Below are 10701 nucleotides of genomic sequence, written 5' to 3' on the forward strand. Positions count from 1 at the left end.
GAGCAGAAAATGAATGATTTCTTGCAGGTTCTAAGTTTTTTGTCCTGTACTTAGCTAAAATTCATATCCTGATTGTTGATGATGCTGTTATCGTTCGCAGTCGTTTAAGCAAACTTTTTGCACTGGACTCCGAGTTTGAAGTGGTCGGCGTCGCTGCAACCGGACGGATTGCGATCGCGAAAATTCCACAGGTCAACCCAGATGTTGTGATTTTAGATATCGAAATGCCCGACATGAACGGGTTAGAAACCTTAGCAGAAATCCGGCGATCCTATCCCAACCTTCCGGTGATTATGTTTAGTACCCAGACGCACACCGGAGCCGCTGCAACGCTGGATGCTTTGGCTCTGGGAGCCTCAGACTATGCGACTAAACCCAGTCAACTCGGTAGTGTGGAAGCAGCAAACCAACACATCCAGGAAACCTTATTTCCCAAGATCAAGTTTTTTGGTGCAAAGCCAGCCGATCGTCTGCGAGTGTTCCGGTTGCCGCTCCTGCAATTCAATCCTCCCATCGGGTACGCTCTAGCCCTGCTCCGATCGACATTCTTGCGATCGGAGCTTCCACAGGTGGACCGAATGCTTTAAGCTTGGTGCTGCCTCAACTCCCCAAGACTTTTCCAATTCCGATCGTGATTGTGCAACATATGCCAGCGATGTTTACCAGACTCATGGCAGAGCGATTGGCGACTAAATGCCAACTATCTGTTGCAGAAGCTTATGAGGGTGCGCCGCTCACTCCCGGAACGATCTAGATTGCTCCCGGCGACTATCATCTAGAAGTGACGCGATCGGGAACGCAAATGCAATTAATCACGCATCAAACGCCTCCAGAAAATTTTTGCAGCCCTTCGGTAGATGTGTTGTTTCGTTCCATTGCTCAACACTACAAAGCCCGATCGCTGGGTGTCATTCTCACAGGAATGGGACAAGATGGGCTACGCGGTTGCGAATCGATGCGTGAGGGGGGAGGGCAGATCTTGGTACAAGATGAAGCGAGTAGTGTAGTCTGGGGAATGCCAGGATTTGTGGCGAATGCTGGACTTGCGGATGCCGTCTTGCCTTTGGATGTAGTCGCGATCGAGATTCTGCACCGAGTTGCTCAGGCTGCTTCTGGAATGAATCAGGAGCGCCAATGAACTCACAGCCCTTTGACTTTGACTATCTTCGGGAGTTAGTGCGGCAACAATCAGCAGTTGTCCTTGGTGCTGAGAAAAAATATCTAGCAGATCTGCACCTTGGATCGGTTGCAGAGCGCAACGGCTTTTCGTCGATCGCTGCTTTTGTGGAGAAGCTCAAACACACCCCATTTGGAACATTGCATATTCAAGCGGTTGAAGCACTGCTAACAAATGAAACATCCTTTTTTCGCGATTTCTACCCGTTTGAAGCGCTCAGAACGGATGTGCTTCCGCACCTGATTCAACAGCGTCGGCAGGAGCGATCGCTGACAATTTGGTGTGCGGCTTGTTCTCACGGACAAGAGCCTTATAGTATTGCAATCTTAATTCAAGAATACTTCCCAGAGTTGGCAGATTGGAACCTACAGCTCATTGCCAGTGATGTATCAGGAAGAGCATTGGCGCGATTAAAACAGGGCGCTTATACTCAACTTGAAGTCAATCGAGGACTCTCCCCTACTTTGCAAGATCAGTACTTTCGCAAGCAGCTAGACTTTTGGCAGATTAGCGATACCCTTCGTCAAATGCTAACGGTTCGGCAAATCAACCTCATCCACGAGTGGAAGGCGCTGCCAATGATAGACATCATTTTTCTGCGAAATGTATTGATCTACTTTGACCCCGAGACAAAAATCTCGATTCTGCAAAAGATTCGGCAGCAGTTACGCCCTGATGGCTACCTGTTTTTAGGCGGAGGCGAAACCGTCTTTAATATCGATAGTCGGTTTGAGTCGGTGCGAATTGACCAGAGTATTTGTCATCGCCTACGTAGCATCTAATTCAACAGTGTGTTTATTGAGCGTTAATTGCAGCGCGATGCCCGAATATGGATTTGAAGGAGGCTCGCGCGTTATTCAAGGCGATCGAGCAATTCATCTACATCAATTCCTCTCGATCGAAGCTGTTCAAGCAGACGTGCATTCTCTTGCTCGGCTTGTTCCGCTCTAGCCCGTTCTGCCTCCGCTCTAGCTCGTTCTGCCTCCGCTCTGGCTCGTTCTGCCTCTTCCGGTAACGGGACGAGTTGCCCATCTCGATCATAGAATCGCAACCACGGACAAGTTCCAGTTGCAGGTTCTCGATCGATCACCCCGTCCCACGTCCCTAACCAAAGCTGCAAACTTTCGCACCATAACCAGCCTTGCGCGTTTGGTTGTAGCGGTTGGTAGCCTTGCCCCAGTTGCAGCCGCCAGCCTTGGAGTGAATCGGGGTCAAACGGGTTAAAAATAAAATAATCTGGGGTCTTAAAAACTCGATCGTAAAGACGCTTTTTATCCTCGCGGTCTATTCGTTCTGTACTGGGAGATAAAAGCTCGACGATCACATCCGGGTAACGCCCATCTTCTTCCCACAAAATCCATGATTTGCGCTCTCGGTTGCTATCGACATCCAGTGCGACAAAAAAATCAGGACCGCGAAAGTCCCGGTTCATGGCTTGATTTCGGCTGTAGTAAACGAACATATTGCCGCCTGCAAAGAAATCAGTTCGGTCTTTGAGGGCAGATTGAACAGAGCGGATTAGCAGATTCATCGCGATGCGGTGGCGGGCGCTTTCCAAGGGAACTCCATCATCGAAAGGTAAGTCAGTCGGCGGGATCGGCATCTCCCATTCAGGAGAAACCGGACTGGTCGAAGATTGAGCGATCGACATTTCCATAGACACCGCACTCGAATGGGAATCCTCTCATTTTACCGCGATCGCTAAATTGGTGATGTTGTTCTGTTCACCTGGAGTTTTGGCAAGCTAGATTGAACGATCAAGCAATTGAGCCAGCACTGTGAATAGCTCGATCGGACTCACAGGTTTCGTAATGTATGCCTGGAATCCTGCCTGGGTTGCTTTCTCCTGATCTTCTCGATACACAAACGCACTCAGAGCCAGTGCAGGAATGTTCTGACCTTGTGGCAAGGCTCGAATTCGCTGCATTAATTCGTAGCCGTCTAGTTCTGCCATTCCAATGTCACTCACAATCAGATCGAAGGGCTGACTGGAAATCAGTTCGATCGCGCTCACAGGGGAACTGACCGCCGTTACGATCGCGCCATCGTGCCGAAGCAAAAAGCACACGATGTCTAAGTTGTCTGGATCATCATCGATAACAAGAATGCGAACGCCAGCGATTGCAGGAATTGAGGAAAGTTGGGCTGAGTCTTTGTGCTGTGCTATTTCAGAGGAATTCAGTTCGGGCGTGGAAACAGTTTGTTCATTCACCGCTAACCCCTCTGTTCTGATGGGAAGCTTGACTGTAAATGTCGTTCCTTGACCGATTCCAGGACTCTCAACGGTGACGATTCCGCCATGCAATTCAACCAGGTGCCGCACGATCGAGAGTCCCAATCCTAAGCCGCCATAGTTGCGCGTGTTGCTGCCATCGACTTGCCGAAACCGATCAAAAATATACGGCAGATCTTTAGGCTCAATGCCGATGCCTGTATCTGTGACTCGGACTTGAGCATCGCGAGTCTGATTAGTCGATAGCTCAACTTCAATTCGCCCATTGTCTGGCGTGAATTTGATTGCATTCGAGAGGAGGTTCCAGAAGACTTGCTGTAGGCGATCGCAATCTGCAATCAAATTCAATGACGGTAGACCTTGGCGCGAGATTGTAATGCCTTTGGCTTGGGCAGAAAACTGCACGGTGTCGATCGCGCTTTGGATCGTCTGCGCGATATCCACCGAACGAAGCTCAAGTTTTAGCTTGCCTTGAATCCCACGGGACACATCGAGTAAATCATCGATTAACCGGATTTGCTGCCGTACATTGCGATCGATTGTTTCTAAAGCTTGAGCGGTCTTCGCGGGGGTGAGTTTCTGGGCTTTCATCATCGTTGTCCAGCCGAGAATCGGATTGAGCGGCGTTCTTAGTTCGTGGGACAAAGCGGCGAGAAATTCATCCTTGAGGCGATTGGTTTCGATCAGTTCTGCGGTGCGCTGTTCTAACGCTAACTCTGCTTGTTTGCGATCGGTGATGTCAGATAGAGTGCCGATGTAACCTGTAACAGAACCATTGGCATCGACGACAGGAAGTGCCTCAATGGAATACCACATCGTACTGCCATCGAATCGTACAATTCTGCCTTCGTTCTGATAGAGATCTTGCTGTTGAGCCGTCTGACCCTATTGCAGCCATTCCCGCGTCAAGCGATCGCGATCGTCAGGATGAAGAGTTTCGACCCAGCCTATGCCCAACGCGACTTCTGCCGAATGACCTGTCATCTCAGTCCAGCGAGGATTGATATAGATACACTGATGGTTTGCATCAAATTGAAAAATGGTGATGGGAGAGGCTTGGGATAGCGTGACAAATCGCTGTTCGTTTTCTCGCAAGGCTTGCTCTGCTTGTTTGCGATCGCTGATATCTTGTGCCGTTCCCATCATGCGGATCGGTTGTCCTGCTGCATCATAGAAGCCGCGCCCTTTCGCCGCAATCCAGTGAATGCTGCTATCTGACCACAGGCTGCGATATTCAATGTCGTATTCGACTTGTTCTTCGAGCGCACGGGTCACAGCCGCATGGGTGCGATCGCGATCATCAGGATGCAGGGTATTGAGAAAAATCTCATAGGTCATCTCAACCGTTGGCGTAATCCCAAACATTGCTTTACAGCGATCCGTCCAGATTAATTCATTCTGAGGAATATCCCAGAACCACATCCCTAACTCGGCAGATTCTGTCGCTAAACGAGTTCGTTCTTCCTGTTCCTTCAGGGCTTGTATGGCTCTTGTTTGCTCAATGATCGACCATAGACGAGCGACGGTTTCTTGCAGTAGAGTTACTTCATCCGATCGCCAAAAACGAACGCTGCTCGTATTGACATTCAAGGTTGCAACCCATTGACCTGCGTGGATACAGGGAATACTCACAAATGCGCCCAGATTCAACTGCTGATAGGTCGTGCTATGAGGTGCAGTGTAGGGATGGATGGTTACATCAGGAATGACAATCGGTTCACCAGCAATTTGAGCCGCTTGCAGTTCGGGGGAAATGAAATCTGCGATCGCATAAACTCCGGCATGACTCGGAAGCCCGTCTTGATGCCAGTCTCGATCAATTTTCGCTAACTGGTTTTTCCAATCGACTTCAAACCAGGTGGCGCGATCGACGTTCAAATATTCGCCCAAACTGCGAACGGTTTCCCATTGCATCGTTTCTGCGTCAGAAAGTTGGCGCAATCGTCGATCGAGGTCGTTGAGAAACTGTTCGTTGAGTTGGGTTTGTTTGCGATCGCTGATATCAAACGAAATGCCGCGCATCAAAGTCGGATTGTCTGAGGCGAGTCCTGCTCGACTAAAAATCCAGCGTATCCCTTGCTCTGGATGCTGAATGCGATATTCAACTTCGGCGCTGCCCGTGGTTAAGCACTGCTGAATAGCTGCCTGTGCGATCGCTACATCATCGGGATGAATGCGGGAAATCCAGGTTTCAAAGGCAGATGGATCGTCCGGTGCAATGCCAAACAGCGAATATCCTCGCTCTGACCAGATCACCTGGTTGGTTCGCGTCTCATACTCCCAAGCCGCAAGATCAGCCGCCGCCTGCGCTAACTGAAATCGCTCTTCACTCGATCGCAAACGATCGGACGATCGTTTGCGATCGCTCTCCATCTTATTCAGATTCCGAGTCGTCTTCCAAATCAGAGCCACGAGAATAAAAATTAGGGCAACGACTAACAGCGCCAGCCCAAACGCCGCATTGTAGAGATTAGCGCGGAGTCCTTGCAGAATCAGCCAACCCAGAATCGAGGGAATGAAAAGCGCGGTCAGAATGAATCGCTGAGCCGCGAGACTACCAAACGTCTTCTGTGTCAGCGGCTGCATTAATCCTCGATTCGATCGCAACCCTAAAATACCAACACTCACCACCAGAAACGACAAAGCGGTATGTAGTGCCATCGAAGAGGAATAGGCAATAAACCGATAAAACACTTCTACGGTGTAGAGATATCCGATCAGCGCAAGCAGCGCGATCGATGCCGCGCAGACCGCAGCGGATTGAGCGATGCTATCAGCATGGCGAATTCTGTGTCCTGTCAGCCAAAGCGCCGCACCGACGAAGACAAAATTAAGGGCAGTATTATCGCCCATGCGACCTGGATAAACCGTTGCGGGAGAAACAGGCTGATCTTGAAACAGCAGTTGATCAATTCCCAGATTCCAACCAAAAAGGTATTGACACAGGGTAAGCAATCCGAGCGTACCTACGACGATCGCGCATCCTTTGGCGATCCGAACTGTGCGGCGATTGAGTCGATTGCGAGTTTGTAGCCCCAGCGACACGCCAGCTAGAACAAAGCAAAGGGCGGTATTTGCCTTCATGGTCGCTGCACCTGGAATCACGCTCTTGAGAATCGAGAGATCCAGACTCCAACCGATGAAGACGAGGCAACCGACCAGAATGACGAGACTACTGGCAATCCGTGCCACCCGCTGACCTAAATTATCGGCGGCGAAAAGCCAGCGTTTTAAGACTGTGATGAATGGCGCTTGCGGCATATCAGACACGAGTGTTTTTTGCTTGAACTAAATGAAGGATGGCAGTAATCAGAGTGTTAGGCTCGACAGGCTTGGTGAGATGTCGCTCAAATCCGGCTTGCAGCGATCGCTCTTCATACGTCGCGCTCGAATAGGCAGTCAGCGCGATCGCGGGAATATTGCCATCAGGTCGCGATCGTACCTGTTGTAACAGTTCATACCCGTTCCCGTTGGGCATCGCAATATCACTGATCAAAATATCCGGTTTAAACTCAGAGAACTGCTCCAAAGTCGCCGCAGCACTCAAGGCAGACTTTACTCCAGCCCCATATTCTTCTAGAATAAAAGTCACCAAACCAACCATATCCGGCTCATCATCTACGACAAAAATACGAATTCCAGTCAAAGTAGTTTGATCAAGATCTAGCAGATTGCCTGAAGTTGTTGTGCAATCGAGCGAAATCGCTTTCAGCACCGGAAACTTCACGGTAAACGTTGCGCCTTGCCCGATTCCCGGGCTTTCGGCTGAGATCGTCCCTTGATGCAGTTCGACCAGGTTTTTGACGATCGCGAGTCCTAGCCCCAAACCATCTTTTGATCCATAGCACTCAGTAACAAGAAACTTGCAGATAAACCCGATCGCGAGTCCTAGCCCCAAACCATCTTTTGATCCTGTGTCTTGCTGCCCCTGCTGAAACTGCTCGAAAACGAAGGGCAAAAATTCGGCGGCGATGCCTTTGCCCGTATCCCGAATGCAGAGGTGGGCATGATTTTCCACGCGCTCTAGATCAATCTCAACCCGACCCTGTTGTGGAGTGAACTTAATCGCGTTGGTCAGCAAATTCACCGCGATTTGCTGAAGGCGGTTAGAGTCGCCAGAAATTTGCGGTGTGGCAGCAATGTGCGTCTCTAGCTGAATCTGTTTGGCATCTGCGATCGGACGGACAACCTCTAACGCTGCCTCGATCACGCTGCCCCAGTTGACTGGAGCCATCTGAATCTGCAACGTGCCCCGCACCATCCGAGACATATCCAGCAAATCCTCAACGAGCTGCACCTGCGCTTCGGTATTTCGCACGATCGTATCGAGTGCTTTGGTGGTTGCTGCCTCATCCAGCTTGCGGTTTTTCAGCAGTTTTGCCCATCCCTGAATCGAATTGAGCGGCGATCGTAGCTCGTGCGCCACCATTGCGACAAACCCATTTTTACTGCGGTTGGCTTCTTCGGCTTCTTCACGAGCCGCTTCAGCTTCTGCCAACAATCGACTCCGCTCTAGTTCAGCTTCTTTGCGATCAGTGATATCCCGGCAGGTAATCACGCCGCCTGTGATGTCGTGATTTTGATCCCAAATTGGAAATCCGCTGATACTGATCCAGCATCCTTCCGAATCAGAATCACGGCGAACAAACACTTCGACATCCGTGGCGTATTCCCCTCGGATGGCTTGGTAGAGCGGCAGTTCCTGATCGGGAAAGTGGGTCTGTTGATCCGGCAGAAAGAGTCCATAGGTTTGCGACCATTCCTCACACGATCGCTCATTCGTCAACCGACCAAACATCCGTTCAGCCGCTTGATTAAAGAGGACAAACTCGCCTTGGGGGTTTGCCAGAATTAACCCATCGCCAACACCATCGCCAATCAGTTGCATTAGCTGGCTTTGTTCCTGCAAGCGTTGTTCATTTTGCTTACGATCGTATTCGTAACGAATACGATCGCTGATAGGGACTTGCCAAGAAATAGAATCCCGGTCATTCTACAAGAGATGAGAAAAGATCTGTAGATGAATGGCACTTACTTAAGGGTCGGGGTTTTGAGAAAATAGAGCAAGAAAAAGCTCCAACCCTGGTCTTTTTGAGGTCACAGGCTGGGAGTGACTAAAATAACTAGCTCCACTATGCCAAACTCTGCTGAAATTCTCAAGCAAACATTCGCCAACAGGGTCGGTTTACCGTTTCAACAGATCCTGCCTGAATCTGTGATAGCCAGGGTCTTGGTCGAAGAGAACGTGAGCTATCGGGATCGTCTGTTTAATCCGTTCGTGACGCTGTGGGCATTTCTATCCCCGGTGTTCGACAGCGACAAGCGTTGTCGCAAGGCGGTGAGTCGGGTGATCAGTTGGTTAGCCAGTGCAGGGTGTGCCGTCCCCTCGTCGAACACTGGGGGGTATACCAAAGCCAAGCAACGGTTGAAAGAAGGGGTCTTCAAACGCCTGTTTGATCACACAGCAGAACAGATGGAAGTGCAAGCTGCTTCAGAACAATTGTGGTGTGGACGACCCGTAAAACTCCTGGATGGGTCAAACGTTTCCATGCCAGATACAGCAGCGAACCAGGCAGCCTATCCGCAACACAGTAATCAGGCAGAAGGCTGTGGGTTTCCGATTGCCAAACTGATGGTGATGTTTAGTTTAACCACGGGTGCCGCCGTTGGCGTGTTGATTGACCAATTTAAGACCAGCGAATTGGTGTTAGCACGTTCAATTTATGGGTTGCTCAAAGCCGGGGATGTTGCCCTGGCAGACCGAGCCTTTGGCAGCTATGTGGATTTAACCTGTGTGATGAACCAAAAAGCCGATGCAGTCTTTCGCTGCCATCAACGCCGCCAGTGCGATTTTCGCCGAGGCAAACGACTGGGCAAGGAGGATCACCTAGTTCAATGGGTCAAGCCCAAACGCTGTCCCCAGCACATGGAGGCTCAGGCGTTTGCTCAATTACCCGAAACGCTCAAGGTCAGAGAAGTCCGCTTTCGCATTGAACAGCCTGGGTGTCGCACTAAAACGGTCATTGTCGTCACCACCCTCCTGGATGCCAAAGCCTACCCAAAAGCCCAAATTGCTCAACTCTATCGGCTCCGATGGACGGTCGAAGTCGAGATTAAACATGTGAAAACGACCTTGACAATGGAAGTCCTCAGCGGTAAAACACCCGAAATGGTTCGCAAAGAAATCTATGTTCATTTGTTAGCCTACAACTTGCTGCGCGCGCTCATGCGACAAGCCGCAAACCCCCGACCAGCCTCCACTTTACAACTGTCGTTACAGGGCGCAAGACAACATCTGAGAAACTTTATCCCATCCTTGGCTTATGCCCACCCCCAACAGCGTCACGACCTTTATCAAATCCTGTTGCAAGTCGTTTCACAATCCCTGATTCCAGACCGTCCCAATCGTCATGAACCTAGAGTTAGAAAACGCAGACCGAAAGCCTTCCCCCTGATGAAGCAGCCTCGCTCAATTCTCAAAGCTAGTCTAGCTCGTTGATTGACCTTAAGTAAGTGCCATTCCTCTGTAGATGATGTCCCATTCCCCTAATCTAGGTGCGTCGCAGTCCATGATGACGGCAGCGGTCAAAGCCACGTTCAAGGATGCTGCCCAAAAGCTAACGGGTCACCTCAAACGAGACTTTATGGCAAAAGTCACTGAAGACTACTTAGATGGCTCTGCTCGCAAAGCAGAAACGGTGATGGGATGGAATCGACATAGCGTGCAACTGGGGTTGAATGAACGTCGAACGGGGATGGTGTGCGTAGATGACTATCGCGCCCGTGGACGACATAAAAGCGAGAAGAAACTGCCTCAGCTAGAAGCAGATATTCGGTCGCTGGTGGAACGATACGCACAAGCTGACCCAAAGTTTCAATCGACGTTTGCTGATGCTCGTATAAGCGCAAGAGCCGTGCGAGAAGCTCTGGTCAACGAGAAAGGCTATCGCGACCCGGAATTACCGAATAGACAGATCACCCCCTTGCAAGCTGACGACCATGATAGTGAATAGTCGTTTCCAGAAATTAAATTGAGTTAAAAAAAGAGGGTAAAACGAAGTTTTCGTGGCTTACCCTCAGATGAAAAAACTGCTTGATTATATCCAAATTCATCCTCAAAAGACTCAATGTTTGTTAGGCATCAGGTTTGAGGATTTCCAACAGCTACATGAGAAAGCCAAACAAGCTCATGCTCAAAACCAAGCCAAAACAGAAGCCCAAAAAGTGAGGGTCAACGCCTGCTTGACTGACAAAACTAGGAAGCCGGAATGCAAGAGAGGACAGTAAATTC

The 10701-nt window shown here is 50.0% G+C and carries 7 protein-coding genes and 2 pseudogenes; 5 read left to right on the top strand and 4 right to left on the bottom strand.

Annotated features, from left to right (window positions below; all coding sequences use genetic code 11):
• Positions 1-122: 122 nt before the first annotated feature.
• The 3 genes and pseudogenes from ACKFKF_RS32480 to ACKFKF_RS32490 all read left to right on the top strand — a co-directional run bounded on the left by ACKFKF_RS32480 (position 123) and on the right by ACKFKF_RS32490 (position 1959).
• The gene (locus tag ACKFKF_RS32480; RefSeq protein WP_446871540.1) at positions 123-587 is read left to right on the top strand and encodes a response regulator; all 465 of its coding nucleotides are present in this window, start codon (positions 123-125) and stop codon (positions 585-587) included.
• A 5-nt stretch (positions 588-592) separates the two neighbouring features.
• Positions 593-1138 (top strand): annotated as a pseudogene (locus ACKFKF_RS32485) (CheB methylesterase domain-containing protein).
• A complete protein-coding gene (locus ACKFKF_RS32490; protein ID WP_446871535.1) occupies positions 1135-1959 on the top strand; it encodes a CheR family methyltransferase in 825 nt (274 codons plus the stop codon). Before ACKFKF_RS32485 ends, ACKFKF_RS32490 begins: the two are co-directional and overlap by 4 nt.
• 71 nt (positions 1960-2030) lie before the next feature.
• Here the strand turns inward: ACKFKF_RS32490 and ACKFKF_RS32495 are convergent, their stop codons facing one another.
• From ACKFKF_RS32495 to ACKFKF_RS32510, 4 genes and pseudogenes are all read right to left on the bottom strand, one after another.
• Positions 2031-2834 carry a Uma2 family endonuclease gene (locus ACKFKF_RS32495; RefSeq protein WP_446871536.1) on the bottom strand — a complete coding sequence of 268 codons (804 nt, stop codon included), beginning with the start codon at positions 2832-2834 and terminating at the stop codon, positions 2031-2033.
• Between the two features lie 87 nt (positions 2835-2921).
• A complete protein-coding gene (locus ACKFKF_RS32500; RefSeq protein WP_446871541.1) occupies positions 2922-3899 on the bottom strand; it encodes an ATP-binding response regulator in 978 nt (325 codons plus the stop codon).
• Positions 3900-6671, bottom strand: a pseudogene (locus ACKFKF_RS32505) (PAS domain-containing protein); the annotation flags it as partial. It abuts the gene before it with no gap.
• A gap of 1 nt (position 6672) precedes the next feature.
• The gene (locus ACKFKF_RS32510) at positions 6673-8298 is read right to left on the bottom strand and encodes an ATP-binding protein (protein WP_446871537.1); all 1626 of its coding nucleotides are present in this window, start codon (positions 8296-8298) and stop codon (positions 6673-6675) included.
• A 246-nt stretch (positions 8299-8544) separates the two neighbouring features.
• On the opposite strand from ACKFKF_RS32510, the gene ACKFKF_RS32515 reads away from it, so the two are divergent.
• Positions 8545-9909, top strand: coding sequence for an IS4 family transposase (locus tag ACKFKF_RS32515; protein ID WP_446871538.1), 1365 nt, complete (start codon positions 8545-8547; stop codon positions 9907-9909).
• Between the two features lie 34 nt (positions 9910-9943).
• Entirely contained in the window at positions 9944-10423 is a 480-nt protein-coding gene (locus ACKFKF_RS32520) for a hypothetical protein (RefSeq protein ID WP_446871539.1), read from the top strand.
• Positions 10424-10701: the final 278 nt, after the last annotated feature.

This window comes from Phormidesmis sp. 146-12 (assembly GCF_052939495.1).

Excerpts from the sequence above, each read along its gene's own strand:
- ACKFKF_RS32510 (WP_446871537.1), bottom strand. The coding sequence starts at position 8,298 with ATGCAACTGATTGGCGATGGTGTTGGCGATGGGTTAATTCTGGCAAAC.
- ACKFKF_RS32515 (WP_446871538.1), top strand. The coding sequence starts at position 8,545 with ATGCCAAACTCTGCTGAAATTCTCAAGCAAACATTCGCCAACAGGGTC.
- ACKFKF_RS32495 (WP_446871536.1), bottom strand. The coding sequence starts at position 2,834 with ATGGAAATGTCGATCGCTCAATCTTCGACCAGTCCGGTTTCTCCTGAA.
- ACKFKF_RS32520 (WP_446871539.1), top strand. The coding sequence starts at position 9,944 with ATGTCCCATTCCCCTAATCTAGGTGCGTCGCAGTCCATGATGACGGCA.
- ACKFKF_RS32490 (WP_446871535.1), top strand. The coding sequence starts at position 1,135 with ATGAACTCACAGCCCTTTGACTTTGACTATCTTCGGGAGTTAGTGCGG.